Here is a 24,052-nt window from a genome sequence, read left to right on the forward strand (position 1 = left end):
AGCGAGGAGGAGGTTCTCCATGGCGGAGAACAACGAGGACGTCATCGAGTTGCTGGAGCGCCAGCACGGGGAGATCCGCGAGCTGTTCGCCGCGCTGGAAACCGCCGGCGGCGACCGGCGCCGCGACCTGTTCCACGATCTCGTGCGGCTGCTGGCGGTGCACGAGACGGCGGAGGAACTGGTCGTGCACCCCGAGATCCGTGACCTGGAGCCCGCGGCGGAGCCCGTCGTCGAGGCCCGGCTGGGCGAGGAGCACCGGGCCAAGGAACTGCTGACCACGCTGCAGAAGATGGGCCCGGAGGCCGAGGGCTTCGACACGCTGCTCGTGCAGCTGCGGGAGGACGTGCTCGCGCACGCCGAGCACGAAGAGCGCGAGGAGTTCCCGCTGCTGCGGGCGCACCGCCCGCCGGAGCGGCTGCGGGCGATGGCCGCGACCGCCAAGCTGGCCGAAGCGGTGGGACCGACCCGGCCGCACCCCGGCGTGGAGAGCGCGAAGGCGAACCTGCTGCTGGGCGCGCCCGCCGCGATCATGGACCGGGCGCGCGACCTCATCCGCGGCGCACTGAGGGGCTGAACCCGATGACCGAGCCCGACGACGACGTCATCGATCCGGAGGAATTCGCGGAGGAAGCGGGCACCGACCCGACGCCGCAGGAGGTCGCCGAATACGAGGAGCTGGCGAAGAAGAACCCGCCCTGGTCGGCGCCGGGCTGAGTGGGTACCCCCGGGGCATGGCAGAAGCCCCGGCCCGCAAACTGCGGCGTTACCAGGAAATGCGCGACTTCGACCGGACCGCGGAGCCGGCCGGTGGGGCCGCGGCCGGTCCGGAAGGCCACCGGTTCGTCGTGCAACGCCACCGCGCGCGCCGGCTGCACTACGACTTCCGCCTCGAGCTCGGCGGGGTGCTGGTCAGCTGGGCGGTGCCCAAGGGGCCGACGCTGGACCCGAAGGCCCGCCGGCTGGCCGTGCACGTCGAAGATCACCCGATCGAGTACGCCGACTTCGAAGGCGTCATCCCGCGCGGCGAGTACGGCGGCGGGGACGTCATCGTCTGGGACCGCGGCGTGTGGCGGCCGGTCGAGGCCGATCCGGCGCGCGCGATCGAGTCCGGGACCCTGCACTTCGACCTCGAGGGCGAGAAGCTGGCCGGGCGGTTCGTCCTCGTCCGCACCCGCCGCGGCGACGGCGGGGACAAGGACCAGTGGTTCCTCCTGCACAAGCAGGACGAGCACGCCGAGGCGGGCTGGAACGCCGAGGACCACCCGCGCTCGGTCAAGAGCGGCCGCACCAACGACGAGGTCGCGGCCGCTCCCGACGCCCTCTGGCACGGCGACCGCCCCGCCGCCGAGGCGGAGGAACCGGTCGGCGGCTTCCAGGCGCCCACCGAAGAGGAACTGGCGGCTCTCGACGCCTTGGGCGCCAAGGGCCGGTGGTCGGTCGCGGGCCGTGAGCTGACCCTGACCAACCTGGACAAGGTGCTCTTCCCGGCGGCGGGTGGCGGGAAGCCCGTCACGAAGCGGGACCTCATCCGGTACTACGTCACCGCCGGGCCGGTCATGCTGCCGTACCTGGCCGGGCGCCCGCTCAACACCAACCGGTTCCCGCAGGGCGTCACCGAGCCGGGCTTCTGGCAGAAGGCGGTCCCGCAGCACGCGCCGGATTGGCTGACCACTTGGCGCAACGAACGCGCCGAGGCGGGGGAGAGCCAGCGGTACGTCGTGGCCGACAGCGTCGCGACCCTGGCGTGGCTGGCGAACTACGGCGCGCTGGAGCTGCACGCCTGGACGTCCCGCGCCGCCGACGTCGACCACCCGACGTGGGTGCTGTTCGACATCGACCCGGGCCCGGAAACCACGTTCGACCAGGTGCTGGAGCTGGCGCGGCTGCACCGCACCGCGCTCGAGCACCTCGGCCTGACCGGCCGGCCCAAGGTGACCGGGCAGCGCGGGATCCAGGTGTGGGTGCCGATCGCGCCGCACTGCACCTTCGAGCAGACCCGCACGTGGGCGGAGACGGTGTCCAAGACCATCGGGCGGGTCCTGCCCGACCTGGTCAGCTGGGCCTGGACGAAGGACAAGCGCCGCGGCCTGGCCCGGCTCGACTACACGCAGAACGTGCTCAACAAGACCCTCGTCGCGCCCTACAGCGTCCGGCCCCGGCCCGGTGCGCCGGTTTCGGTGCCGCTGGAGTGGGACGAGCTGGACGACCCGGACCTCGCGCCCGACCGGTGGACGGTCCGGGAGGTTCCGGAGCGCTTGGCTGTTCGCGGTGACCCGTTTGCGGTGCTGCTGGGGCTTGAGCAGAAGCTGCCCGGCCTTTGAGCCTCAGGCGTGGACGGTTTCCAGCCGTCGTGGTTGTAGCCGGTCGAGTTCGGCGCGGGAGAGGTGGGGGCGTCCGCCCGCGTGCCCGGACCTCGCGCCCGGCCGGTGGACGGTCCGGGAGGTTCCGGAGCGCTTGGCTGTTCGCGGTGTTGCTGGGGCTTGAGCAGAAGCTGCCCGGCCTTTGAGCCTCAGGCGTGGACGGTTTCCAGCCGCCGTGGCTGCAGCCGGTCGAGTTCGGCGCGGGACAGGTGGGGGCGCCCGCCCGCGTGCCCGGTCGTCGCCGCGGCGGCTGCGACCGCCAGGCTTGCCGCCGTCTCCAGCGGCCGGCGGCGGGTCAGCGCCGCGGTCAAGGTGGCGACGAGCGCGTCGCCGGCGCCGGTGGGGTCGACGACCTCGGTCTCGACGTGCGGTACGAACCAGGTGCCTTCCGGCCCGGCGAAGAGGTTCCCCTGCCCGGCGACCTCGAGCACGACGAGCGACGGCCCGCGCCGCCGGAGGTCCGCGGCGGCCCGGGCGGCCGCGGGCACGTCGTCCACCGGCTGCCCGGTGAGCAGCTCGGCTTCGTGGCCGTCGGCGCGCACGACGTCGGCGAGGGCGAGCAGGTCCGCCGTCAGCGCGTCGTCCTGCGGGGCCCCGTCCAGCACGACCCGGGTGCCCGCGGTGTGCGCCAGCCGCGCCGCCAGCAGCGCCACCGGGGCCGGCTGCTGCAGTTGCACGATGAGCGAGGCGGCGGCCGAAATCGGGGCGGACGCGGCGAAGACGTCGGTCTCGGTGAGCAGCGTCCCGTCCGGCACGTGTTCGAGGTACCGGCGGCGGCCGTGGTCCTCGACGACGTCGACGAGCAACGCCGTCTCGGTACCGGGCCGGCGGATCACGTGCGACGTGCCGATCCGGTCGGCGCGGGCCTGGGCGAGCAGCGCGTCCCCGGTCCGGTCCCGGCCGACGACGCCGACGAGCGACACCGACATCCCGAGCTGGCTCAGCGCCACGGCCTGGTTCGCGCCCTTCCCGCCGAGCAGCTCCTGCCGGTGCCGCACCGGCGCCGAAGAGCCCGCCCCGGGGGCATCCGGGACCTCGATCACCAGGTCGCGGGCGATTTGCCCGACGACGACGACTTCGCTGAACATCACCGGTTCCACCGGACGGTCATGGCGCCTCCTCGGATCACCGTCCGGCTACCCGGCCCGCGCCGCCGGGTAAACCGCTCGTTCGGGTCGGGTGGTTCCCGGATGACCCGGCCGCCGTGGCCACCGAAGGGCCTCATCGGGCCCCGGCTGTGGCCCTGCGCAGCCGGGTGATCCGGTTGGGCCGGACGGCCGCGCGGGTTCGCCCGTCGGCGTGGCCGGGCCCACAAACCGGCGCGCTGACGGAGGCGAGGCGCCGCGGGGTGCGGTAAATGAAGGGGACCAATACCGCTGGAGGTTCGGTGACCGAGACACTGATGAACGCGGCGGACCGCTGGAGACCCCTGGCCGAACTGCTGCAGGAGCTGCTCGAGCGGATCGGCGGCGAGCTGCCCGGGTGGCTCGGTGCGGGCCTGACCGTCAGCCACGGCGAGCGGCCGCTGCGGGTGCTGGCCACCGCCGGGGTGGCCGAGCACCTGCTGCCCGTCCAGCTGGCGCACGGCGGCCCGGTCGTCGTCGCGGACGCCACCGGTGAGCCGGTCACCACGGACTGCCTCTTCGGCGACTCCCGCTGGCCCGCGCTGACCCGCGAAACCCTCTTCGACGCCGGTCCGGCGGCCGCGGCCATCCGCGGCGCCGTCGCGTTGCCCGGCTTCTGGGATGAGGACGGGGTTTTTGTCCTGTCGGTGACGCTCGACCGGGCGCCCGGGCCCGAAACCCTCGCCGTCCTGCGGCGCTACGCGAAACTCACCGAAACGACCCTGGTGGTCGCCGAGACCGCCACCGCGGGCGACCCCGACCAGATGCTCGACCTGCTCGCCTCGCGCGCCGCCATCGAGCAGGCGAAAGGCGCGATCATGGCCCTCCGGCGGTGCTCGCCGGAGGAGGCCTGGCAGACCCTGCGCCGCGCCAGCCAGGAGTTCAACGTCAAGGTCCGCGAGCTGGCCGTCGCCCTCGTCGAGCACCTCGGGGGCCACCCGGCCGACCGGCCGGAGGGCTCCCGGGAGATCCGCCCCGGCGCCCCGGCCCGCCACGCCGCGGAACGGCTCTGGTCGGCCTTCACCGGCGTCTCGCCCTGAAGAAGAGCGTTTCCGAACGGGGTGTTTGGGTATCAAGACCCCGTCCTTGATCACGTCACTGCGTCGCCGGCCCCGCCCGGCGCGGAAGGCCAACCGAACCCGTGTCCCCCACCTTTCCGGTCCCTGCCCGGTCGGCGCCGCTCACGGCGCGCCGGACGGCGTACCGCCCCGGTTTCCTGGTGCTGACCCTCACCGGCGAAATCGATGCGCTGACCCTGCCGATCCTCGAGCGCGAGCTGCGCGCGGCGCCACCGGGGACGACCGTGGTGGACCTCACGCAGGTGGCCTTCGTCGGCCTGGCCGGCGCCCGCGCCCTCGCGGCCGCCGCCGAGCGGGCCGGTGCCGAGGGACGGCGGTTCGGGGTCGTGGCGACCAGCCGGACGCTGGCGCGGCTGTTCCGGATCACCGGGCTGGCCGCGGTCGTCCCGATGTTCGCGTCGCTGTCCGACGCCCTGCGGGAGCTGCTGGCCGCCGAAGTGCACGACACCGCCTGCTGAGGAAAACCGTCAGCGGGGGATCCAGCGGGCGATCAGCACGCCCGCGTCCTGCCGGAACTCGCCGCCGCCGTGGTCGGAAACCGCCCGGGTGAGCCGGCGGGCGATCTCCGGCGGCAGTTCCCCGGCGTCCTCGCCGAGGTGCCCGGCGATCCGGGCCCGGCCGAACGGCTCCCCGGTTCCGTCCGTGGTTTCGGCGACACCGCGGGAGTACAGGACGAGCAGGTCGCCGGCTTCGAGCCGGATCTCGGTGGCCGGCGCCGGTTCGCCGGCCGAGGCGAACCGCGCGGCGGCGGGCCCGGGCACGGGCACGGGGAGAGCCTCGCCGCCACGGACGACCAGCGGCGTGGGGTGCCCGGCGTCGAGCAGCCGCAGGACGCCGGTGCGCAGGTCCAGTTCGGCGAGCACCCCGCAGACGTCCGGGGCGTCCGGCCGGCTTTCGAGCTCGGCGCCGACCGCGGCGAACTGCTCGCCCAGGGACGCGCCGACGTGCCGGGCGGCGCGGTAGGCGGCCAGGGCGTGCACGACGGCGGTGTCCGCGCCGGGGGAGCGCGCACCGGTGTCGAACACCGCCAGCTGCGCCCGCTCCTCCGACAGGGCGTAGTCGAACACGGTGCCGCTGAGGTCGTAGGCCGGCTGGACGCTGACGCCCACGACGACGCTTTCGGTGGCCCCGGTGAGCGGCGGCAGGCTCTGCCACAGCAGCTCGGCGGGGGCGCCACGGCGCCGGTGCCGCCGTCGGCGGTCCAGGCCGTCGCCGTACTGGGTGGTGACGGTGACGAGGTGCCCGAGCAGCGCGGCCAGCCAGCGGCACTGCTCCCGCAGCACCGGGTCGGCCGGGTCGGCGTCGCCGGCCGGGACGATCTCCAGCACCCCGAGCCGTTCGACGCCGTCGACGAGGATCGTCCACAGCGTGCCGTCCGGCGTGACGGTGGTTTCGGCGCGGCGGAACACGTCGCCGCCGACGGTGCTTTCGATGTCGAGCGCCGCGGCGCCCGGCCGCAGCGGCACCAGCGTGCGCTGGTCGTAGTCGGCCAGGTAGACGCCGATGTTCAAGTCGAGCGCGCGGCCCGCCTCGGCGACGACGGCCGGCAGCCGCTCGGGCGGGGCGCGGTGGGCGCCTTCGAGCAGGTCGACCAGGGCCTTGAGGGGGCCGTGCAGCGGTTTTGCGTCGCTGACCGTGTGGCTGTAGGGCGCGCGGGCCGGCCCGGCCACCTCGTCGAGCCGCTCGTTGACGGCGTGGGCGAGCATGTCGCGGTCGACGCGCGGCAGCGTGACCAGCCCGTTGAGGTAGGCGTCCAGCTCCAGCAGGCTCAGGCTGCCGCCGAGCGCGAAGTACCGCATCCACAGCTGTTCCAGCGTCAGGTCGCTCCGGGCGAAGCAGGCGGCGATCTGCTGTCGCTGTTCCTCCTCGGGCAGGAAACGCATGCGCTCACCGTTCCCGCGGCGCGGGGCCGACGAGGTGGGCGGCGGCTTCGGCCGGGCTGGTGCCGTTCGCCCGGGCCACCGAGAGCAGGCGGTCGAACGCGGCGTCCTCGCCGAGGCCGTCCCGGCCCATGAGGAACCCCTTCGCCAGGGTGATCAGGTCGCGGTCGCGGAGGGTGTCCTTGAACTGCGCGCTGAACCGGCTGGCCCGCTCGTAGGCGCGGGCGTTGGCGACCAGGACCGCGGCCCGGTCGGCGAACGTCTCCAGCGCCCGCTCGGCCACGGGCCCGAAGGCACCGGGAGCCGTCCCGTAGATCTTGATGGCGCCGTGGCAGCCGTCTTCGGTGACCATCGGCGCGGTGAGGACCGACCGCAGCCCCGAGCCGGCCACCGCGGCGCACCACCGCGTCCACCGCCGTTCGGTGACGACATCGTCGATCCGCTGCGGCGAACGATCGGCCAGCGCGGCGATGCAGGGGCCTTCGTCGAGCTCGTACTGCAGGGCGTCGGCTTCGCGCACCAAGGGGCCCGAGGCGCTCGTCGTGACGAGCCCGCCGTCGGCGTCGACGAGGGTGACGCCGACTCCCGCCGCGGCGGCGATCGTCGTCCCCGCCAGCGAAACGATCAGCTCCAGCACCGAATCGACGGTTTCCCGCGACAGCAGCAGCCCCGACATCCGGGCGGCGACGGTGGCTAGCTCACCGTCCAGCGGCAGTTCGCCCGGCGAGGCCGGTTCCGACGACATGCCCGCTGATTACCAACTCGCTTCGACCGATAAACGTCGGCGGACATGGATTCGCGGCGAACGGGGTACCCGGGGGCACTTCGCGCCCGAGCGGGAGGAGCAGACATGGAACGGCTCGACCCCACCGCGACGGCCTCGCCGCTGTTCGACGAGGTCACCGGGGCACTGGAAGCCCTCACGGCGGTCCTGCGGGAAGAGGACGACTTCCGGATCCTGCTGCAGCACGTGTGCCGGCAGGTGCGGCACGCCGTCCCCGGGGTCGACGAGGCGTCGGTGACGCTGGTCACCGGCGAGGTGCCGCACACGGCGACCGCGACGAGCGGCGTCGTGAGCGAACTCGACGGCGAGCAGTACCGGATCGGCGACGGCCCCTGCCTCGAAGCCATCCGCAGCGGCAAGATCGTCCGCACCACGGTGTCCGACGCGGTCGAGCGCTGGCCGGACTTCGCCCGCGGGGCCCGGGAGGCGGGCTTCGGGAGCTTCCTCGCCGCGCCGCTGGTGGCCGACGAGCAGTTCTCCGGCGCGGTCAACTGTTTCGGACGGCGGGACGACGGCTTCGAGGAGGTCGAGGCCCAGCTCCTGGAGCTCTACACGGCCGCGGTGGAGGCGATCCTCCGCGTGTACTCCCGGTACCTGCGGGCCCGGGAGAGGGCCGAGCACCTCCGGACGGCGCTGACTTCGCGCGCCGTCATCGACCAGGCCAAGGGCATGCTGATGGCGATCCGCCAGGTCGGCGCCGACGACGCCTTCGCCCTCCTGGTGGACCAGTCGCAGCGGGAAAACACGAAGCTGCGCGATGTCGCGGAGCGGTTCGTCGAGCGGGTGGTCTCCGGGCGGTTCCTGCCGCGGTAACGTGGGGCCGTGGCGGGCAGCCGGATCACGGTGCGGGTCGGCGAGCGGCAGCTGACGCTGTCGAACCTCGGGAAGGTGCTCTACCCGCGGGCCGGTTTCACCAAGGGCGAGGTGCTCGACTACTACACGCGGGTCGCGCCGGTGCTGCTGCCGCACATCCGCGACCGGGCGATGACGTTCGTGCGGTTCCCCGACGGCGTCGACGGCGGCTCGTTCTTCGAAAAGGACGTCTCCCGCCACGCCCCGGGCTGGGTCCGCACGGCGCGCCTGGCCGTCGGCGGCCGGGGCACGGACCCCGAGCTCGTCTCCTACCCGCTGATCAACGACCTGCCCGAGCTCGTCTGGGCGGCCAACCTCGCCGCGCTCGAACTGCACGTCCACCAGTGGACGGTCGGCCCCGGCGACGAGCGCCGCACCCCGGACCGGCTGGTCTTCGACCTCGACCCGGGCCCCGGCGCGACGGTGGTCGACTGCTGCCGCGTCGCCGAACGGCTCCACGACGTCCTCACCGGAGCCGGGCTGTCCCCGGTGGCGAAGACCAGCGGCTCGAAGGGCATGCAGCTGTACGCGGGCGTGACGACCACCGACGGCGGTGCGCCGTCGCGGTACGCGAAAGCGCTCGCCGAGCGGCTCGCCGCGGAGACACCGGATCTCGTGGTGGCGCGGATGACGAAGACCCTGCGCCCGGGCAAGGTCTTCATCGACTGGAGCCAGAACAACCCGTTCAAGACCACCGTGGCGCCGTACTCGCTGCGCGGGCGCGACGAGCCGACCGTGTCGACGCCGGTCACCTGGGACGAGGTCCGCGCCTGCCGGCACGTCACGCACCTGAGGTTCACCGCCGGAGAGGTGCTGCGGCGCGTCGAGGACCACGGAGATCTCTTCGCGGATCTGGACCGTACCCGGGTGCCGATTCCTGCGTTCGGCTGAACTTCGGCAGCCGCCATTTCGGCGAAGATCCCGCGCGAGGTTTTCCGGAATTGCGAAAAACTGCGTCACCTGCGGATTTGATCGTCCACAATGGATCATTGCACGTGCAGACGGCCGTGTCGCTGCACGACCCGCGCGGGAGGATGTCCGGTGGTGGGCCGAATTCGGCGAAGCCGGTACGGTCTACGCACGAAGCGCGGCAGCCGTCGCGGTGGCGAAAGACAATGATGTGGCGGCCCCTGCCGGTCTTGTCGAACGTGGCGAAAGGAAACGGGTGTCCGGCCTGATCGACGCCGATCTCGAATTCTGGTTCCAGCGCGGGTTGCGCGCGTATCTGGGCGAGGTGGCGCGAGCACTCGGCTTCGGCTTCGAATCGTGCGCCGTGGACCTCGACGTCCCGGTGTCGGCCTACGTGGCGGTGGACTGGCGGCTGCGCCGGTTCCCCGAGCGCGACGTGGCGCTGCTCTGGGACGAGGTGCACGGCTGGGCGGCCGCGGTCGAGGCGGCGTGCGGGGAGGACATGATCGTGCTGTCCTACCTCGGCGGCGAGGACATCCTGCCGCCGCCGCGCGAGGTCGTGCGCTTCTTGACCGCGCTGCGGGCCGGGGCCCGGGAGCCGGCCGGGCCCGGCTCGCCCGTGCTGCGCCGGGCCGGCCGCCACCAGGAGCTCCTGCCGCTGCTGCGAGCCCGGTAGCCACCCTCCACTGTGGACATCGCGGTGCCGTGCCGGGACTTCCGGCCCCGGCACGGCACCGCGGTCGAGGTCTCCCGGGCGCGGCTCAGGTGCGGTTCGCGGCCAGCCGGTCCCGGAGGAACGCGAGGATCTCCGCCCGCGCCGTCCCGGCCTGCGGCACCAGTCCCGGCGTGCTGAGGAAGGCGTGCCCCGCACCGGGGTGCTCGGTGAGCCGCACCGGGGTGCCGGCCGCCTCGAGCCGTTCGGCGTAGCGGCGGCCGTGATCGGCCAGCGGGTCGTGGGTGGGCACCACGACGAGCGCCGGCGCCAGCCCGCCCAGGTCGTCGGCGTGCAGCGGGGAGAGCGCGCGGGCGTCGGTGCCCGGGGGAGCGGCGAGCCGCCGGAACAGGCGCAGCACCGGCACGCCGAGGGTGGGCGTCCGGGCGTGCTCGGTGACCGACGGGTGGTCGAGCATCGCGTCGGTCGTGTCGACCGCGGGGTTGACCAGCACCTGCGCCCGCAGGGGCAGGCCGGCCTCACGGGCCCGGATCGCCGCCAGCGCGCTGATCAACCCGCCGCAGCTTTCGCCGAAGACGGCGATCCGCGCCGGGTCGATGCCCCAGGCCCCGGCGTCCCGCGCGAGGTGCCGGAGCACGTCCCAGCCGTCGTCGACGGCGTGCGGCAGGGGGTGCTCCGGGTCGACGAGCCGGTGTTCGACCGAGACGACGACCGCGGGCAGCTGCGCGGCGAGGTGGCTGGTGACCCAGTCGCTCTGCACCGCCGTGCCCACGAACCCGCCGCCGTGCACGTGGACCACGAGCGGCAGTGCGGCGCCGGTCCGCGCCGGCCGGTGGACGCGGACCGGCAGCGAACGGCCGGGCAGGGCCAGCTCCCGCCACTCGATCACGGCGCCCGGGTCCGGCTCCCCGGTGACCGCCCGCGCGGCGGCGGAGGCCCGGAAGCGGTTCTCCGCCTCGCGGTAGGCGATCAGCTCCCCGGTCGTCATCGTGAGCCAGTCCGGCTCCGGGGGACGCTGCACGGTCGTTTCCTCGGACATGATCTCTCCCTGATTTCGAAACTTGAGGTATCGAAACCCAAGGTAGCGAAAACCGGTACGGTGGCGCCATGGCTTCGCCCGCCCGGCCCCCGGGCCGTCCCCGCGCCGGCGTTCACGACGTCGTGTTCGCCGCGACACTGCGCACGGTTCACGACCTCGGGTACGCGCGCGCCACCGTCGAACGCATCGCCGCGGAGGCCGGCATCGCCAAGACGACGATCTACCGGCGCTGGCCGTCCAAGGGCGAGCTGATCGTGGACTGCCTGCTGGACGCGTTCGGCCCCCTGCCGCCGTCGGACGGGAGCCCGGCCGGGATCTTGTCCGCGGCCATCCGCTGGATCGCCGCGAAGATCGGCGAACCCGGCGTGGGCGACAGCTTCGCCGGCGTGTTCAGCGACGCGGTCAGCGATCCGGCCCTGCGCGACGTCCTGTCCTCGCGGCTGCAGGACCCGTACCGGCTCGCGCTCCAGGACGCGCTCGGCGAGCCGGAGCAGCGGGTCCTGTTCTTCATCGACGTCGTGGTCGGCACGCTGCTGCACCGGATGGGCATGACCGGCCGGCCGATGGCCGGCGCCGACGTCACCGCGCTGGTCGAAATGGTCCTGGCGCACTTCGCGCGGCAGTGACCGCCGTCACAGCCCGAGCTGTCACATCGGCCCCGGCCGCGGAGTCGTGGGGGTGACGGACCCCGACCGGGGACCGCGAATCCCGCGAGGAGCTCCGATGTCCACCGCTCACCTGATCGTCACCGTCGCCGCCGCCGCTTGGGTCGGTTTCTCGGCCGTCTCGATGTTCGCCCACGCGAAGTGGGTCGTGGAGCCGATCACCGAGTACGGCGTGCCCCGGTCGTGGTGGCCGTGGCTCGGCACGGCCAAGGCGGCCGGCGCGCTCGGGCTCATCGCCGGGCTCTTCTGGCCGCCGATCGGCATCGCGGCGGCGATCGGCCTGGTGCTGTACTTCACCGGCGCGCTCGTCACCGTGGCGCGGGCGCGGTCGTACGCGCACCTGGCGTTCCCGGTGCTCTACCTGGCGCCGGTCGTCGCTTCGCTGGCCTTGGTGCCCTGATCGGCGAGCCAGGTGAGGGCGTCGCCGGCGTGGCGCAGCACGGACAGGTGCCCGTCGCCGGGCGTGGGCCGGTGGTCCGCGGCCGGGCACCGCGCGGCGAGCCACGCGCTGTGCGTGGCGGGCACCATCCGGTCCTGCTCGCCGTGCACGAGCAGGACGGGCGCGCCGATCGAAGCGGGGTCGCACCCCCACGGGGCGACGTAGGCGAGATCGTCGTCGATCAGCCCGCCGGGCCCGCCGGCGAGGGCCGCGCGCACGACGTCGTCCAGCCACGACCAGGACCCGGTGAGCGCGGCCATGTCGGCGGCGGTGAAGACGTCGGGATCGAACCGGGCGGCGGCCTCGTGCTTTTCCTTGGCCGCCCGCCCTTCGGCGGCGGCGCGCAGCGAGGCGGCGCTCGCGGCGGCCATGCCCCCGAACCAGTCGAGCCCCCCGGCGTCATAGGGCGCCACGGCGGCCAGGCTCGCCACGGCGAGCACCCGCTCCGGCAGCAGAGCGGCACAGGCCAGGGCGTGCGAGCTGCCCCCGGAGTGCCCCATCAGGGCAAACTCACCGACCCCGAGCGCATCGGCGACGGCGGTCACGCAGCCGGCGGCGTTCCCGACGGTCCGCCCGGGCACCGGAGTGGAGGCGAGGTAACCGGGCCGGTCGTAGGACACGAACCGCACCCCGAGCTCCGCGGCGAGGGGGAGCAGGGGTTCGGGCGGCGCCCCGGTGTTGGGGGTGCCGTGGTGCCAGAAGACGGTGAGCCGCGCGGGGCCGCCGGTGTCGTAGACGTGCAGGGAGCGCCCGCCGGGCAGAGCCAGTTCGGTCTCGGTGACCATCGGGCGAGCTTAACGAAGGCGGTGGCGAAAACCGGGCTGCGGTCCTCGGAAGATCACGACACACCGGCAGCGACCCCCGGCCGACCGGCGACAAGCCGGAATTCCGCGCGCGGTTCAACACCAGCCCCGGCCGGCCGGCCGGCTACCGCCCGGTGCACTTCACCGCCTCGGGCGTTTCCGCCGCAGCAGGGCAAACCGCCCCGGACGAGGTGGTGTGTCGCCGAGGTGGGGCCGCCGGTCGGTGACGTCAGCGGGCCAGCCGCTCCGCCAGCCAGGCCAGCGAAAGCGGGTACCGGTAATCGATCCCGCCGTGCCCCGCGTCGAACAGCTCGAAGTGGATGCGGTCCTCCGGCAGGCCCGCCCGGACCACCTCCGCCCGGAACGCCTCCGCGCCCAGGTCGAGGAACCACTCGTCGCTCGTGCCCGCGTCGATCCACACCGCTCGCAGCGAGCGGACCGCCTCCGCGTGGCCCGGCACCATGCGGACCGGGTCCCAGTCCAGCCAGCGCTGCCACTGTTCCGGCCGCAGCGCGCCGGTCCGGGGGTCGAACGGCAGCTCCGGCGTTCCGTCCTCCCGGGCCGAGAAGCACGCCGAAACGCCGAGCATCATCAGCAGGGTCGAATCCTCGGGCTTGGTGAACGCCGGGCGGCTGCGGAAGTCCGCCCACCACGCCTGGATGTCCTGGTCGTAGTCGCGCAGCTCGCGGACCGCCTTGCCGAAGTCCGGGACGTAGCACAGCTCGTACAGCGCATCACCCGCGTGCGTCGCCAGCGCACCGAACAGGTCCGGCCGCAGCATCGGGGTGATCATCGCGCCGAAGCCGCCCGACGACTTGCCGGTGATCGCGCGGGAGTCGCGGCCGGGGAGGGTCCGGTAGTGCTCGTCGACCCACGGCACGATCTCGTCGCACAGGTAGGAGTGGTAGCGGCCGGTGCCCGGCGAATCGACGAACTGCGAGCCGCCGTACGCGGTCCACGCGTCGACGTACACCACGATGCAGCCCGGGGCGCCGCCGGCGAAGACGGCGTCGGCCGTCTCCACGAACGGCTGCCGGAACGGTGTCCGGTTGGCCCACATCGTCAGGTGCCCGGTGTAGCCCTGGATGACGTACACCGCCGGGTACCGCTCGTCGCCGTCGTCGTAGCCGGGCGGGACGTACACCCACAGCGGCCGTTCGTGCGGGTCGTCGAGCGGGTTGCCGCGCAACAGCGCGGAGGTCACGGTGTGCCGGTCGAGCCGGCCGGCGAGTTCCCCGTCCCAGGGCAGCATGCCGCCAGTCAACCACGGTCTACGCTGGCGCGGTGGCCGAGCTGGCTCAGGTGAACGTCGCGGTGCCGCGGGCGCCGCTGGACGATCCGGTCATGGCCGGGTTCGCGAACGCCTTCGACGCCGTCGCGCGGCTGGCGGAAGCCGCACCCGGGTTCGTCTGGCGGCTGGGCGCGGGATCCGGGCACGCGATCGTTGCGGCGCACGGCGGCGTCGGCCTGGTCGTCAACGTGTCGGTGTGGCGCGACTACCGGAGCCTGCACGAATTCGTCTACCGCAGCGCGCACGGGCAGTTCTTGCTGCGCCGCCGCCGCTGGTTCGCGCGGACGCCGCAGCCGTCGACGGCCCTGTGGTGGGTGCCGGACGGCGGCCGCCCCGGCGTGGAGCCGGCACTGGCGCGGTTGCGGTACCTCCGCGACCACGGGCCGTCCCCGCAAGCGTTTTCGCTGCTGCGCCGGTTCGGGGCGGACGGGCGACCGCTGCGCCGCGGCGGGTAATCCGGTCGCCGCGGCCCGGTCGCCTCTGGCACGATCGCCCGGGTGCGCCCGGTCGAGATCGCCTGCGACGAGTCGGGCTCGGAGGGCGAGAACCTGCTCGGCGGCGAGACGGACGTCTTCGCCCACGCCGGCATCCGGATGCCCGTGCCCGAGGCGGTCGCCTGCGTGCGCGAGATCCGCGCCCGCATCGGCTCGCCCGCCGAGGAGTACAAGGCCAACCACCTGCTGCGCGCCAAGCACCGCGCGGTGCTCGAATGGCTGCTCGCTCCGGACGGCCCGCTCGACGGCCGCGGCCACGTGCACCTGACCGGCAAGACGTTCTTCGCCGTGCGCGCCGCGGTCACGCTGCTCGCCGAGCAGGGGACCGGCACGATGGCCCGCACCCTCCACCGCACGGGCCCGGCCGCCTTCGGCGCCGCCCGCTGGGAGTTCTTCCTGACCGCGTTCACCAGCGTGCTGCGGCGGAAGCCCCGTCGCGGCGTGACGACGTCGCCGGAGGAGTTCTTCGCGCTGGTCGACGAACTCGCCGCGGTCCCGGGCGAAGCCGGCGAGATCGTCGCCTCGTTCCGCGGCGGCGCCGAGCGCGTCGCCGCTTACCGGGCCCGGCCGGCGAGCGATCCGGGCCTGGACCCGCTGGTGCCCGCGGTGATCCACACCGTCCGGTACTGGAGCGGCGAGGGCACCCCGGTCGAGCTGGTCCACGACGAGCAGCTGGCCCTCACCCCCGAGCGCGTGCTGCAGCTCAAGGCCACCCTCGGCCCGCGCCTGGCGGGCGTGCGGTTCGTCGACTCCCGGTCGGACGCCCGGGTCCAGATCGCCGACTTCCTGGCCGGCGTGGCCCGCCGCATCGCCTCCGACGAGCTGAACGGCCGCGGGGACCCCGGGTTGACGACCCTGCTGGAGTCCTTTATGGACGTCTCGGTCCGGGAGGGGCTCAGCGGGTGAGCCGCCTCACCCGTCTTCGCCGGTCGCCGAAAGGAACGCCGCGAAGTCGTCGGTGAACCGCAGGAGCAGGTCGTAGAAGGTCCGGCGGTCCTCCGGCGACCACCCGGACAACGCCTCGCCGAACCAGCCGAGCAGCGTCGTGACGTACCGGTCGGCTATCCCGGCGCCGTCCGGGGTCAGCTCGACCAGCCGGGCGCGCCGGTCGTCGGGATCGGCCAGTCCGCGCACCAGCCGCCGTCGTTCGAGCACGTGCAGGTGCCGCGTGACGTGCGGTCCGGCGACCTGCATCCGGTCCGCGATCTCCCCGACGCGCAGCGCCTTCCCGGTCATGTGCAGCGAAAGGATGATCGACAGGCCGGGCCGGTCGAGGTCGGCCCCGATCGCCTTCATCGCCCGTTCGCCGAGGCCACTGCGGTTCATCAGGTTGCCCAGCTGCATGATCCGGGGCAGCACGGAGCGCAGCTCGGCCACGTCGCCGGCTTCTGTGTCGGCCATCACACCTCTTAGATAGCTAACTTAGGTATATATTCGGGTCAGGTCGGGATGTCGCTCAGGCATTGTCGCACCTCCAATCTAGATACCTAACTTAGCTATAGGAGATGTCATGACCAGTCGATCAGTCCTGATTTCGGGCGCGAGCATCGCCGGTCCCGCCCTGGCCTTCTGGCTGCGGCAGGCGGGGTTCGAGGTCACCGTTGTGGAGAAGACGCCCGAACTGCGGGTCGGCGGTTACCCCATCGACGTCCGCGGCACGGCCCTGGACGCCGTCCGGCGGATGGGGATCCTGCCCCGGCTGCGCGACCTGCACATCTCCACCCGGCGGCTGACCTTCCTCGACGCCGACGGCGGGGAAGTGGCGTCGCTGGACCCGAACGCGGTCATCGGCGGCGTCGACGGCGACGACCTCGAAATCCGCCGGGGCGACCTGATCCGCACGCTGTACGACCTGGTGCGCGACGACGCCGATTTCCGCTTCGGCGACTCCGTCGAAACCCTCACGCAGGACGCCGACGGCGTCGACGTCACCTTCCGGAGCGGCCGCCGGGGCACCTACGACCTGGTGATCGGAGCCGACGGCCTGCATTCCCGCACTCGCGGGCTGGTCTTCGGCGACGAGGCGCGGTTCCACCGCTACCTCGGCTACAGCTTCGCCGGGTTCACCATGCCCAACAACTTCGGGCTCTTCCGCGAGGGGCTCGCGTGGAGCACCCCCGGCAAGGGCGCGGCGCTGTACGCGGTCCTCGACAGCGAAGAGGTCCACGGCTTCCTGGTCTTCGCCCGGGCGGAAGCGCCGATCGAGGCGTTCCGCGACCCCGAGGCCCAGCGCGACCTGATCGCCCGCACCTTCGAGGGTGACGGCTGGGAGATTCCGCGCATGGTCGCGGCGATGCGAGAAGCCGACGACCTGTTCTTCGACGTGATCAGCCAGATCCACCTGCCGCGCTGGTCGGCCGGCCGCGTCGCGCTCGTCGGCGACGCCGCCCACGCCCCGTCCTTCCTGACCGGCCAGGGCACCAGCCTCGCGCTCGCCGGCGCGTACGTGCTCGGCCACGCCCTGGCCACCATCCCGGACCACGCCGAGGCCTTCGCGGCCTACGAGAGCCGGTTGCGGGACTTCGTCGGACGCAACCAGGCCATGGTCGGCGAAGGCCAGGCGACGCTCTTCCCCGCGACGGCGGAAGCGCTCGAGCGACGCAACGCCGCGCTCCGGCAGCTCACCACGGTGCCGCGCACGCCGCGCCCCGAGCACTCGGCGCTCACGCTGCCGGACTTCCCCGTCCGGGCGAGGTGAGGGACCCCGGTCAGATCCGGACCGCCAGCCAGATCGCCGCCGCCAGTGGCAGGACCGCCACGGCGAACGCGATCAGGAAGTGGCCCACGGCGACGGTGGTCACGGCGAGGGACCGGCCGAGGGGGAGCCGGTCCAGGGCGTCGTCGTCCTCCTCCGGGAAGAACCGCCCGCCTCGCCGCATCGCGGCGACCGCGACCACCCAGAACGCGAGGACCCCGATCGCGATGACCACCACGCGGGCCGACCCCCGGCCGCCCCCGCCGAGCAGGCCGTCCAGCGCCAGGAACTCGGCCGAAACGCCCAAGGCGATCGACACCAGCATCGCCGTGCTGAACACGACGCTCAAGGACTTGGGCGGCGGCGAACCGGGCGACGGCTCGGCCCGCTTCGGCCGGTCGGTCCGCTCCGCCAGCACGACGGCGAGCAACAGCGCGGGGATGACCTGCGCCGTGGTGGCCCAGAACTCGTTCGTGATCAGCACCGGGAAAGGATGCCCGATCCGCGCCTGCCGCGTGGTCCGCACCCGGCGCACGTACCCTGGCCTGGTGCGGACCCGCCCCACCCTGTCCTGGACGTCGGCGGACGCGCCGCTGCCGCGGACGTCCAGCCTCGACGAGCTGACGGACGTCGTCGCTCGCGGGCGTGTTGCCGTGCTCAGCGGGGCCGGGCTGTCCACCGAATCCGGGATCCCGGACTACCGCGGCGAAAGCGGCAGCCTGCGCCGGCACACGCCGATGACCTACGACGAGTTCGTCACCAGCGCCGAAGGGCGGCAGCGGTACTGGGCGCGCAGCCACCTCGGCTGGCGCACCATCGCCCGCGCCGACCCCAACGACGGTCACCGGGCCGTGACCGCCCTGCGCGAGGGCGGTTACGTCTCCGGTGTCATCACGCAGAACGTCGACGGCCTGCACCAGGCGGCGGGCACCGCGGACGCCGTCGAGCTGCACGGGAGCCTGGACCGCGTCGTCTGCCTGGGCTGTCGCCGCACCGGCCCGCGTGCGGACCTCGACCGGCGGCTGCGGGCGGCCAACCCCGGCTTCACGGGGGAAGCCACCCGGATCAACCCGGACGGCGACGCCGAACTGCCCGGCGACGTCGTGCGCCGGTTCCGGCCGGTGCCGTGCGAGGCCTGCGGGGGCATCCTCAAGCCGGACGTCGTGTTCTTCGGCGAGAACGTGCCGCGGCCGCGGGTCGAGGAGTGCTACCGGCTGGTCGACGCCGCCGCGGCGCTGCTGGTGCTCGGCTCCTCCCTGACGGTGATGTCCGGGCTGCGGTTCGTCCGCCACGCGGCGAACGCGGGCAAGCCGGTGGTGATCGTCAACCGCGGCGAAACCCGGGGCGACCGCTACGCCTCGGTGCGGGTCGACCGGCCGCTGGGGCCCGCGCTCACCGAGCTGGTGGGCCGGCTGGGCGAGGCTCGCGGCCGAACCGGGTGAGCAGCCGATCCTGGCGGGACGCGCCGGGCGCCGCGGGCGGCGGCTCGGCGAAGACCCGCGGACCGAGGGCCAGCCCGGCGAAGATCGTGTCGTGGTCGTCGTCGATCCACGCGACCAGGCCCGGGTCGAGGGTCTCGTCGGCGCCGAGCGCGCGGGCGAGGTCCCAGGTGTGCACGGTGCTGTCCGCCGTGCGCACGGCCAGCGCCCGCCGCCCGGTGAGCTCGCCGAGCGGGTAGTCGACCACGCGGTCCAGCGCGCCTTCCCCGGCGAAGGCGTCCGCGCAGGCCCGGACCGAGGCGGTGTACGCGGCGACGGGATCGTCGCCGAGGGCGTCTTCGTCCCGCCGGGCCAGGAACTCATCCCGGGTCGCGCCGCGCAGCAGGCCGATGTAGTTGAGGTTGCCGCGGGTCATGTGGTTGACCAGCGCCCGCACGTCCCACTCGCTGCACGGCGTCGGGGCGGCCCAGCCGCCGGGCGGTACCGCGCGGAGGTGGTGCTCGAAACCCCGGGAGGCGAGGAGGAAGCGGTCGAGGAGCATGGCGGCCAGTCTGGCCCGGCCCGGGGCGGCGACGCTCGCGGGTATCGGACGTCGCCCGCGAACCGGTCCGGGCGAGTGGGGGTTACCCGTCCGGACCGGCTCTGGCGACGGACCTCCACAGCCTGTCGTCGCCCGGAAGACGCGGCGGCCGCCCCGGTCGTTACACCGGCTGCAGCCCCGCCCACGACCAGCGCGGCACGGCCAGCCCGGCGGGGACCTCGCCGGGCGGGCCGGGGTAGGCGAGCACTTCGGCCACCGCCCACTCCATGTAGGACCGCAGCGCGGCGCGGAACTCCGGATCGGCGGGCAGGCCGGCGTCGTCCGCGGCCTGCACGAAGCAGGCGACGAACCGGCGGCCGAGGTCGCTGATGTCGCCGTTGCCGGCGTGCATCCGGAGCATCGCCGAATGGTCGCTGCACTCGCGGCTGAACCGCGGCGGCCCGCCCATGACCTCGGCCCAGTACCAGGCGAGCCGGTCGACGTGCTGCGGGTGCTGGTCGGGTTTCGAGAACGGGTGGTTCAGCTCCGGGTCGGCCAGGCAGCGTGCGTGGTGGGCGGCGGCCAGCGCGCGGAACGCGGGCTCGCCGCTGGCGAATTCGTACAGCGTCGGACGCATCCGCCGAGAGTGGCACGCGGGACCGCCGGACGCCAGGACTTCAGCGCGCCCCGGCGGCCGCGCGTTCCGCGGCGGGGGAGAAGCCGCCGAGCGCGTCGACCGCCCGCCGGACGTCTTCGGTGACGAGGTCGTGGTTCAGCGCCCCGGCCGCCGCCGCGCCCTGGGCCGCGGCGATGATCACGGTCGCCCGCGCGTCGACGACGTTCCCCGCGGCCCACACGCCCGGCACGCCGGTCTTGCCGGACGGGTCGACGTCGCCCTCTTCGTAGCCGAGGCCGCGCAGGAGCTCGTCGTGCGGGACGGTCCGGGTGCGGATGAACAGCGCCGTCCGCGGCACGAACCGGGCCCCGAGCTCGACGCCGGTGAGGTGGCCGTCTTCGCGCCGCACGGCGGTCACCAGGCCGTCGACCACGCGGATCCCGCGCGCGTCGAGCCGTTCACGGTCCTCTTCGGACACCGGCTCGGTGTGCGAGAAGTAGACGACGTCCGGCGACCACTGGCGGACCAGCAGCGCGTGCTCGACGCTCTCGGGCTGGGTCCCGAGCACGCCGAGGGGCTGGTCGCGCACCTCGTAGCCGTGGCAGTAGGGGCACGTCACCGCGTCGGTGCCCCAGCTTTCCCGCAGGCCGGGGACGTCCGGCAGGTCGTCGTGGACGCCGGTCGCGATCAGCACGCGCCGGGCGGTCAGCTCCCGGCCGCCCGCCAAGCGGGCGGTGAAGCCGTGGTCGAGCCGGGTCACGTGGTCTTCGAGGACCTCCACGCCGTAACCGCGGAGTTCGTCGCGGCCGATTTCCAGGAGCTGCGACGGCGGCAGGCCGTCGCGGGAGAGGAAGCCGTGCATGTGCGACGCCGGCGCGTTGCGCGGGGCGCCCCCGTCGACGACCGCGACGCGCCGCCGCGCCCGGCCCAGCATCAGGGCGGCGCTGAGTCCCGCGGCGCCACCACCCACCACCAGTACGTCGAAGCTGTTGTTTTCGCTCATGCCGCCACCTTGAACCCGGCCTGACCGATTCGACAACTAATGTTGCCGTTTCCGGGACAAGGGGGTTTCCTGGAGGCATGACGGACGCGATCACCCAGGCCCTGGCCGAGGTCGGCCCCCGGCTCAAACGGGTCCGCACGCAGCGGCGGGTCACCCTGGCCGACCTGTCCGAGGCGACCGGGATTTCGAAGAGCACGCTGTCCCGGCTCGAGTCGGGCCAGCGGAAGCCGAGCCTGGAGCTGCTGCTGCCGATCGCCCAGGCGCACCAGGTGCCCCTGGACGAGCTGGTGGGCGCGCCCGAGGTCGGCGACCCCCGGGTCCGCCTGACCGCGCGCCGCATCCCGCGGCACAACGGCGCGACGATGACGGTGCTGCCGCTGACCCGCCAGCCGGGCGCGCCGCAGGCGTTCAAGATGGTCCTGGAACCGGAGACGGGTGAACCCGAGCCCCAGGTCCACGAGGGCTACGAGTGGCTGTACGTCCTCTCGGGACGGCTGCGCCTGATCCTGGCCGACCGGGACATGACGCTCGGCCCCGGCGAGGCCGCGGAGTTCGACACCCGGCTCCCGCACTGGTTCGGCGCGGTCGGCGGACGGCCGGCGGAGATCCTCAGCCTGTTCGGGAAGCAGGGCGAGCGGCTGCACCTGCGGGCGAAGTCCCGTTAGCCCGGATCGAGCAGCCCGGTCTTCTTGTCAGTGACCGCTCCACGAACTCGTGGGTGCCGCCGGCGGCGTCGGTGCGGATGAGCACCTAGGCGAGTTCCGGGCGGCAGAAGCCGTTCAGGCGCCGGGCCATGAAGCGACAGGTCCGTCCCGACATCGCCTGCTCGATGTCGAGGTCGCCGGGCGCGCCGTCCTGTGGCGCCTGTGCCGTGGCGGCGGTCCGTGCGGGGTTCAGCGTTCCGGTCGCGTCGACCGCGTGGTCGTCCGCGAGGGACCAGACCACCGACTTCACCGGGAGGAACTTGCCGCCCACGTGCGCCCCGATGACGGCGACGAACTCCATCTCCCAGTGCGACGAGACCAGCGTCCCCTGCCGGGGATCGGTCACCTTGACCGGCATCACAAAACCCGGCGCGTCGGCCATGCGCACCGTGCCCGCACCGGGACCGGTCACCTGACCGGGGCCGCTGAAGCGTCCCCGCGACTCGGCGACGTCCTTGCACGGCAGGTCGGGCTGCATGCAGCGGCCGAAGTCGAGCAGGAACGGCCCCGCCCCCGACCGGTAGCTGCCGATCCGGCTGTCACCGCGCAGGAACTGGAGGATGCCGACCGCCATGTCCGCCGGGCCGGCCGCCACCACGTCCGCGGTGAAGACGAACGGGCGCCAGCGGAGCACGAGCAGGTTGGGGTTCGAGGTGTCGCGGCTGAAGCCGACGGGCACCGCCGCCGACAGGTTCGACGCCGACACGGTCACCCCCGCCTGCGCCGCGACCCGCTTGGCCGGGCGGAAGAGGAAGACCTCCACGCGCCGGTTCCGGGCCATGTTCTCCGAGCTGGTCTCGTCGGCGAACGGGTGCCGGCTCCCGGCCCCGCTCGTCACCACCCGGCCGGCCGCGATGCCACCCGACACCAGCGACGCCTTGACCCGGTCCGCCCGTGCGACGGACAGGGGTGTCGCGACCGCGGCACCGCCACTGGAACTGGCGCCGCCGACGACCGCGACCTGCAGCGCCTTGTCGGCCCGCAGCATGTCCGGCCACCGGCCCGCGCCCAGGACCTTGTCCTTGAGGTACGTCGTGTGCTGCGCCTGCGGTTCCGGCCGGCCGACCTGGTAGTTCCACAGCAGGAACTCGTTCGACTCGGTCGAGCCCTCACCGAAGCCGCCGCCGGTGGTGTCCCCGACCTCTTCGATCCGGCCGCCGGTCGCCGCGAACGCCTTCTCGTCGACCTTCCGCTGCACCGGGGCGCCCGTCTGGCTCAGTTGGACGTTCTCCGGCTCGGCCGTCTCCGCACAGGGACACCCGTCGTGCCGCTCGGACCCACACCGCTGCACCGCGACCGGGACCGAGACCGGCGCCGGGGCCAGAACGGCGGCCACCGCACGGTTGCCCGCCGCGCGTTGCAGCGCGAGCAGCCCGGGCAGGCCCTCCCGCCGCACCGGCGGAACGGGACGCCTGCCCTGCTCCACCTGCGGTGTCGTGAGCGACGACCTCATGGCAGGAGTATTCGCGCCCCAGGGGCTCGACGACAAGACTCACGGCGAACTGTGCCCACACGGGCAGCAGCCCTCGATCGACATCCGCCGGTGGACTTGCTCCGCCGATTCCCGCGAAAGCGGCGGGTCAGCCCAATTCCCGCTGCAGCAGCAGGGTGTCGAGCCAGCGGTCGTGCTTGAACCCGACCCGGCGCAGCACACCGGCGTCGGTGAACCCGGCCGCGCGGTGCAGGTTCCGCGACGCCGGGTTGCCGGAGTCGACGACGACCGCGATCGCCTGCCGGGCTCCGGCGGCCGCGCACCGCTTCAGCAGTTCGTCGAGCAGCCGCCGCCCGTGGCCGCGGCCGGCGGCCTCGGGGGCGAGGTAGATCGTGGTCTCCACCGAGTACCGGTACGCCGGCTTCGGCCGCCACGGTGTGGCCAGCGCGTACCCGCGGATCTCGCCATCTTCGACGAGGACGAGGAAGGGCCACGCGCTCTCGCGGATCTTCGTGCGCCACTGGGCCGCGGTGGGCGGTGTGGTTTCGAACGTGACGACCGAATCGGTGGCGTACGGCGCGAAGACGGCCGCGATGCCTTCGGCGTCGGCCTCCGTCGCTTCCGCTATAGTGGACATGACCGCTATTATAGAGGAATGATCGATCCGGTGATCCTCGGCCGCCACCTGCACGACCTCCGCGCCGGCCGCGGGCTGGCGCTGAGTGCCCTGGCGAAGGCCGCCGGGGTCAGCGTCAGCATGCTGTCGGCCATCGAGCGCGGCGAGAAGACGCCGACGGTCGTGGTGCTGTCCCGGATCGCCGACGGCCTGGGGCTGCCGGTCTCCCGGCTGCTGGCCGACCTCGAGACCGATCGGGTGATCCTCCGCCGCGCCGCCGACCAGGAACACGTCACCGAACCCGGCGGCTGGCACCGCACGGTGCTGACGCCGGTCGTCCCCGGCGTCAACTTCGAGTGGATCCGCACCACCCTGCCGCCGGGCTGCGACGCGGGCACGTTCCCCGCCTACGCCCCGGGTTCCCACGAATTCGTCGCCGTGGAGTCGGGCACGCTGAGCCTCGGTGCCGGCGAGGCCCAGTACGTCCTGGCGGCGGGCGATTCGCTCTACTTTCCCGCCGACGTCGAGCATTCCTACGCGAACCGCGGCGAGAACCCTTGTGTGTACTCCGTCGCGGCGCTGATCATGCGCCCGCGTCGGCCGCGACCCGCTTGACTCATCGGATCTTTTGCCTT

29 protein-coding genes are annotated in these 24,052 nt (G+C 73.5%); 16 read left to right on the top strand and 13 right to left on the bottom strand.

Translation table 11 applies throughout. From position 1 onward, the window contains the following. The first annotated feature begins 19 nt into the window (after positions 1–19). From Q5425_RS29460 to ligD (Q5425_RS29470), 3 genes are read left to right on the top strand one after another with little or no spacing between them, the layout of a single operon-like run. Positions 20–574, top strand: a complete 555-nt coding sequence (locus tag Q5425_RS29460; RefSeq protein ID WP_308675594.1) for a hemerythrin domain-containing protein — start codon at positions 20–22, stop codon at positions 572–574. A gap of 5 nt (positions 575–579) precedes the next feature. Next, complete coding sequence (locus Q5425_RS29465; RefSeq protein WP_308675595.1) at positions 580–714, top strand: hypothetical protein; 135 nt, start codon at positions 580–582, stop codon at positions 712–714. A 17-nt stretch (positions 715–731) separates the two neighbouring features. Continuing rightward, positions 732–2,321 carry a non-homologous end-joining DNA ligase gene (gene ligD / locus Q5425_RS29470; RefSeq protein ID WP_308675596.1) on the top strand — a complete coding sequence of 530 codons (1,590 nt, stop codon included), beginning with the start codon at positions 732–734 and terminating at the stop codon, positions 2,319–2,321. A gap of 188 nt (positions 2,322–2,509) precedes the next feature. Here ligD (Q5425_RS29470) and Q5425_RS29475 read toward each other — a convergent pair whose 3' ends face one another. Beyond that, on the bottom strand, positions 2,510–3,448 hold the full coding sequence (locus Q5425_RS29475; protein WP_308675597.1) for a PfkB family carbohydrate kinase: 939 nt from the start codon (positions 3,446–3,448) through the stop codon (positions 2,510–2,512). A 299-nt stretch (positions 3,449–3,747) separates the two neighbouring features. Here Q5425_RS29475 and Q5425_RS29480 point away from each other — a divergent pair, with 299 nt between their 5' ends. Together Q5425_RS29480 and Q5425_RS29485 are read left to right on the top strand one after the other, a co-directional pair. Then, entirely contained in the window at positions 3,748–4,524 is a 777-nt protein-coding gene (locus Q5425_RS29480) for an ANTAR domain-containing protein (protein WP_308675598.1), read from the top strand. 101 nt (positions 4,525–4,625) lie between these two features. Beyond that, complete coding sequence (locus Q5425_RS29485; protein WP_308675599.1) at positions 4,626–5,021, top strand: STAS domain-containing protein; 396 nt, start codon at positions 4,626–4,628, stop codon at positions 5,019–5,021. Between the two features lie 9 nt (positions 5,022–5,030). Here Q5425_RS29485 and Q5425_RS29490 read toward each other — a convergent pair whose 3' ends face one another. Together Q5425_RS29490 and Q5425_RS29495 are read right to left on the bottom strand one after the other, a co-directional pair. Continuing rightward, a complete protein-coding gene (locus Q5425_RS29490; RefSeq protein WP_308675600.1) occupies positions 5,031–6,446 on the bottom strand; it encodes a PP2C family protein-serine/threonine phosphatase in 1,416 nt (471 codons plus the stop codon). A gap of 4 nt (positions 6,447–6,450) precedes the next feature. Continuing rightward, a complete protein-coding gene (locus tag Q5425_RS29495) occupies positions 6,451–7,188 on the bottom strand; it encodes a GAF and ANTAR domain-containing protein (RefSeq protein ID WP_308675601.1) in 738 nt (245 codons plus the stop codon). A gap of 105 nt (positions 7,189–7,293) precedes the next feature. Between Q5425_RS29495 and Q5425_RS29500 the strand changes: the two genes are divergently transcribed. The 3 genes from Q5425_RS29500 to Q5425_RS29510 all read left to right on the top strand — a co-directional run bounded on the left by Q5425_RS29500 (position 7,294) and on the right by Q5425_RS29510 (position 9,664). After that, positions 7,294–8,040, top strand: a complete 747-nt coding sequence (locus Q5425_RS29500; protein WP_308675602.1) for a GAF and ANTAR domain-containing protein — start codon at positions 7,294–7,296, stop codon at positions 8,038–8,040. Between the two features lie 9 nt (positions 8,041–8,049). Next, positions 8,050–8,970, top strand: coding sequence for a non-homologous end-joining DNA ligase (ligD, locus tag Q5425_RS29505; protein ID WP_308675603.1), 921 nt, complete (start codon positions 8,050–8,052; stop codon positions 8,968–8,970). Between the two features lie 274 nt (positions 8,971–9,244). Further along, positions 9,245–9,664 (top strand): DUF6292 family protein, encoded by a 420-nt coding sequence (locus Q5425_RS29510; RefSeq protein WP_308675604.1) that lies wholly within the window; start codon positions 9,245–9,247, stop codon positions 9,662–9,664. Positions 9,665–9,749: 85 nt separating this feature from the next. Here Q5425_RS29510 and Q5425_RS29515 read toward each other — a convergent pair whose 3' ends face one another. Beyond that, a complete protein-coding gene (locus Q5425_RS29515) occupies positions 9,750–10,700 on the bottom strand; it encodes an alpha/beta hydrolase (protein ID WP_308675605.1) in 951 nt (316 codons plus the stop codon). A gap of 68 nt (positions 10,701–10,768) precedes the next feature. On the opposite strand from Q5425_RS29515, the gene Q5425_RS29520 reads away from it, so the two are divergent. Together Q5425_RS29520 and Q5425_RS29525 are read left to right on the top strand one after the other, a co-directional pair. Next, positions 10,769–11,326: a TetR/AcrR family transcriptional regulator gene (locus Q5425_RS29520; RefSeq protein WP_308675606.1), complete on the top strand. Its 558-nt coding sequence runs from the start codon at positions 10,769–10,771 to the stop codon at positions 11,324–11,326. Between the two features lie 97 nt (positions 11,327–11,423). Continuing rightward, on the top strand, positions 11,424–11,765 hold the full coding sequence (locus tag Q5425_RS29525; protein WP_308675607.1) for a DoxX family protein: 342 nt from the start codon (positions 11,424–11,426) through the stop codon (positions 11,763–11,765). Here the strand turns inward: Q5425_RS29525 and Q5425_RS29530 are convergent. Further along, positions 11,723–12,589 carry an alpha/beta hydrolase gene (locus tag Q5425_RS29530; RefSeq protein ID WP_308675608.1) on the bottom strand — a complete coding sequence of 289 codons (867 nt, stop codon included), beginning with the start codon at positions 12,587–12,589 and terminating at the stop codon, positions 11,723–11,725. The two genes, Q5425_RS29525 and Q5425_RS29530, sit on opposite strands and share 43 nt — an antisense overlap. A 247-nt stretch (positions 12,590–12,836) precedes the next feature. Further along, positions 12,837–13,859 (bottom strand): alpha/beta hydrolase-fold protein, encoded by a 1,023-nt coding sequence (locus Q5425_RS29535; protein WP_308675609.1) that lies wholly within the window; start codon positions 13,857–13,859, stop codon positions 12,837–12,839. Between the two features lie 32 nt (positions 13,860–13,891). On the opposite strand from Q5425_RS29535, the gene Q5425_RS29540 reads away from it, so the two are divergent. Together Q5425_RS29540 and Q5425_RS29545 are read left to right on the top strand one after the other, a co-directional pair. Next, complete coding sequence (locus tag Q5425_RS29540; protein ID WP_308675610.1) at positions 13,892–14,353, top strand: DUF3291 domain-containing protein; 462 nt, start codon at positions 13,892–13,894, stop codon at positions 14,351–14,353. A gap of 42 nt (positions 14,354–14,395) precedes the next feature. Next, complete coding sequence (locus tag Q5425_RS29545; protein WP_308675611.1) at positions 14,396–15,298, top strand: DUF3800 domain-containing protein; 903 nt, start codon at positions 14,396–14,398, stop codon at positions 15,296–15,298. 6 nt (positions 15,299–15,304) lie between these two features. On the opposite strand, the gene Q5425_RS29550 is transcribed toward Q5425_RS29545, so the two are convergent. Continuing rightward, on the bottom strand, positions 15,305–15,793 hold the full coding sequence (locus Q5425_RS29550) for a MarR family transcriptional regulator (RefSeq protein WP_308675612.1): 489 nt from the start codon (positions 15,791–15,793) through the stop codon (positions 15,305–15,307). Positions 15,794–15,902: 109 nt separating this feature from the next. On the opposite strand from Q5425_RS29550, the gene Q5425_RS29555 reads away from it, so the two are divergent. Continuing rightward, a complete protein-coding gene (locus Q5425_RS29555; RefSeq protein WP_308675613.1) occupies positions 15,903–17,090 on the top strand; it encodes an FAD-dependent monooxygenase in 1,188 nt (395 codons plus the stop codon). Positions 17,091–17,100: 10 nt separating this feature from the next. On the opposite strand, the gene Q5425_RS29560 is transcribed toward Q5425_RS29555, so the two are convergent. Beyond that, positions 17,101–17,571, bottom strand: a complete 471-nt coding sequence (locus Q5425_RS29560; protein ID WP_308675614.1) for a hypothetical protein — start codon at positions 17,569–17,571, stop codon at positions 17,101–17,103. A gap of 64 nt (positions 17,572–17,635) precedes the next feature. Between Q5425_RS29560 and Q5425_RS29565 the strand changes: the two genes are divergently transcribed. After that, a complete protein-coding gene (locus Q5425_RS29565) occupies positions 17,636–18,529 on the top strand; it encodes an NAD-dependent protein deacetylase (RefSeq protein WP_308675615.1) in 894 nt (297 codons plus the stop codon). Here the strand turns inward: Q5425_RS29565 and Q5425_RS29570 are convergent. The 3 genes from Q5425_RS29570 to Q5425_RS29580 form a co-directional block, all read right to left on the bottom strand. Beyond that, positions 18,480–19,067, bottom strand: coding sequence for a TIGR03086 family metal-binding protein (locus Q5425_RS29570; protein ID WP_308675616.1), 588 nt, complete (start codon positions 19,065–19,067; stop codon positions 18,480–18,482). The two genes, Q5425_RS29565 and Q5425_RS29570, sit on opposite strands and share 50 nt — an antisense overlap. Before the next feature lie 160 nt (positions 19,068–19,227). Further along, positions 19,228–19,683, bottom strand: coding sequence for a group II truncated hemoglobin (locus tag Q5425_RS29575; RefSeq protein WP_308675617.1), 456 nt, complete (start codon positions 19,681–19,683; stop codon positions 19,228–19,230). A 40-nt stretch (positions 19,684–19,723) separates the two neighbouring features. Continuing rightward, positions 19,724–20,665, bottom strand: a complete 942-nt coding sequence (locus tag Q5425_RS29580) for an NAD(P)/FAD-dependent oxidoreductase (RefSeq protein WP_308675618.1) — start codon at positions 20,663–20,665, stop codon at positions 19,724–19,726. Between the two features lie 77 nt (positions 20,666–20,742). Between Q5425_RS29580 and Q5425_RS29585 the strand changes: the two genes are divergently transcribed. After that, entirely contained in the window at positions 20,743–21,330 is a 588-nt protein-coding gene (locus tag Q5425_RS29585) for an XRE family transcriptional regulator (RefSeq protein WP_308675619.1), read from the top strand. A gap of 85 nt (positions 21,331–21,415) precedes the next feature. Here the strand turns inward: Q5425_RS29585 and Q5425_RS29590 are convergent, their stop codons facing one another. Continuing rightward, entirely contained in the window at positions 21,416–22,822 is a 1,407-nt protein-coding gene (locus Q5425_RS29590; RefSeq protein ID WP_308675620.1) for an OmpA family protein, read from the bottom strand. Positions 22,823–22,949: 127 nt separating this feature from the next. Further along, on the bottom strand, positions 22,950–23,438 hold the full coding sequence (locus Q5425_RS29595) for an N-acetyltransferase family protein (RefSeq protein ID WP_308675621.1): 489 nt from the start codon (positions 23,436–23,438) through the stop codon (positions 22,950–22,952). Between the two features lie 18 nt (positions 23,439–23,456). Here Q5425_RS29595 and Q5425_RS29600 point away from each other — a divergent pair, with 18 nt between their 5' ends. Continuing rightward, positions 23,457–24,032, top strand: coding sequence for a cupin domain-containing protein (locus Q5425_RS29600; protein ID WP_308675622.1), 576 nt, complete (start codon positions 23,457–23,459; stop codon positions 24,030–24,032). Positions 24,033–24,052 lie beyond the last annotated feature (20 nt).

The organism is Amycolatopsis sp. A133, from assembly GCF_031082405.1.
Taxonomy (GTDB): Bacteria; Actinomycetota; Actinomycetes; order Mycobacteriales; family Pseudonocardiaceae; genus Amycolatopsis.

What these genes read in the sequence shown, in the direction of transcription:
- Q5425_RS29475 (WP_308675597.1), bottom strand. Translation starts at nt 3,448, where the DNA reads ATGTTCAGCGAAGTCGTCGTCGTCGGGCAAATCGCCCGCGACCTGGTG.
- ligD (WP_308675596.1), top strand. Translation starts at nt 732, where the DNA reads ATGGCAGAAGCCCCGGCCCGCAAACTGCGGCGTTACCAGGAAATGCGC.
- Q5425_RS29550 (WP_308675612.1), bottom strand. Translation starts at nt 15,793, where the DNA reads ATGGCCGACACAGAAGCCGGCGACGTGGCCGAGCTGCGCTCCGTGCTG.
- Q5425_RS29600 (WP_308675622.1), top strand. Translation starts at nt 23,457, where the DNA reads ATGATCGATCCGGTGATCCTCGGCCGCCACCTGCACGACCTCCGCGCC.
- Q5425_RS29585 (WP_308675619.1), top strand. Translation starts at nt 20,743, where the DNA reads ATGACGGACGCGATCACCCAGGCCCTGGCCGAGGTCGGCCCCCGGCTC.
- Q5425_RS29595 (WP_308675621.1), bottom strand. Translation starts at nt 23,438, where the DNA reads ATGTCCACTATAGCGGAAGCGACGGAGGCCGACGCCGAAGGCATCGCG.
- Q5425_RS29580 (WP_308675618.1), bottom strand. Translation starts at nt 20,665, where the DNA reads ATGAGCGAAAACAACAGCTTCGACGTACTGGTGGTGGGTGGTGGCGCC.
- Q5425_RS29495 (WP_308675601.1), bottom strand. Translation starts at nt 7,188, where the DNA reads ATGTCGTCGGAACCGGCCTCGCCGGGCGAACTGCCGCTGGACGGTGAG.
- Q5425_RS29570 (WP_308675616.1), bottom strand. Translation starts at nt 19,067, where the DNA reads ATGCTCCTCGACCGCTTCCTCCTCGCCTCCCGGGGTTTCGAGCACCAC.
- Q5425_RS29555 (WP_308675613.1), top strand. Translation starts at nt 15,903, where the DNA reads ATGACCAGTCGATCAGTCCTGATTTCGGGCGCGAGCATCGCCGGTCCC.
- Q5425_RS29535 (WP_308675609.1), bottom strand. Translation starts at nt 13,859, where the DNA reads ATGCTGCCCTGGGACGGGGAACTCGCCGGCCGGCTCGACCGGCACACC.
- Q5425_RS29525 (WP_308675607.1), top strand. Translation starts at nt 11,424, where the DNA reads ATGTCCACCGCTCACCTGATCGTCACCGTCGCCGCCGCCGCTTGGGTC.
- Q5425_RS29575 (WP_308675617.1), bottom strand. Translation starts at nt 19,683, where the DNA reads ATGCGTCCGACGCTGTACGAATTCGCCAGCGGCGAGCCCGCGTTCCGC.
- Q5425_RS29590 (WP_308675620.1), bottom strand. Translation starts at nt 22,822, where the DNA reads ATGAGGTCGTCGCTCACGACACCGCAGGTGGAGCAGGGCAGGCGTCCC.
- Q5425_RS29520 (WP_308675606.1), top strand. Translation starts at nt 10,769, where the DNA reads ATGGCTTCGCCCGCCCGGCCCCCGGGCCGTCCCCGCGCCGGCGTTCAC.
- Q5425_RS29465 (WP_308675595.1), top strand. Translation starts at nt 580, where the DNA reads ATGACCGAGCCCGACGACGACGTCATCGATCCGGAGGAATTCGCGGAG.
- Q5425_RS29530 (WP_308675608.1), bottom strand. Translation starts at nt 12,589, where the DNA reads ATGGTCACCGAGACCGAACTGGCTCTGCCCGGCGGGCGCTCCCTGCAC.
- Q5425_RS29490 (WP_308675600.1), bottom strand. Translation starts at nt 6,446, where the DNA reads ATGCGTTTCCTGCCCGAGGAGGAACAGCGACAGCAGATCGCCGCCTGC.
- Q5425_RS29515 (WP_308675605.1), bottom strand. Translation starts at nt 10,700, where the DNA reads ATGTCCGAGGAAACGACCGTGCAGCGTCCCCCGGAGCCGGACTGGCTC.
- Q5425_RS29460 (WP_308675594.1), top strand. Translation starts at nt 20, where the DNA reads ATGGCGGAGAACAACGAGGACGTCATCGAGTTGCTGGAGCGCCAGCAC.
- Q5425_RS29500 (WP_308675602.1), top strand. Translation starts at nt 7,294, where the DNA reads ATGGAACGGCTCGACCCCACCGCGACGGCCTCGCCGCTGTTCGACGAG.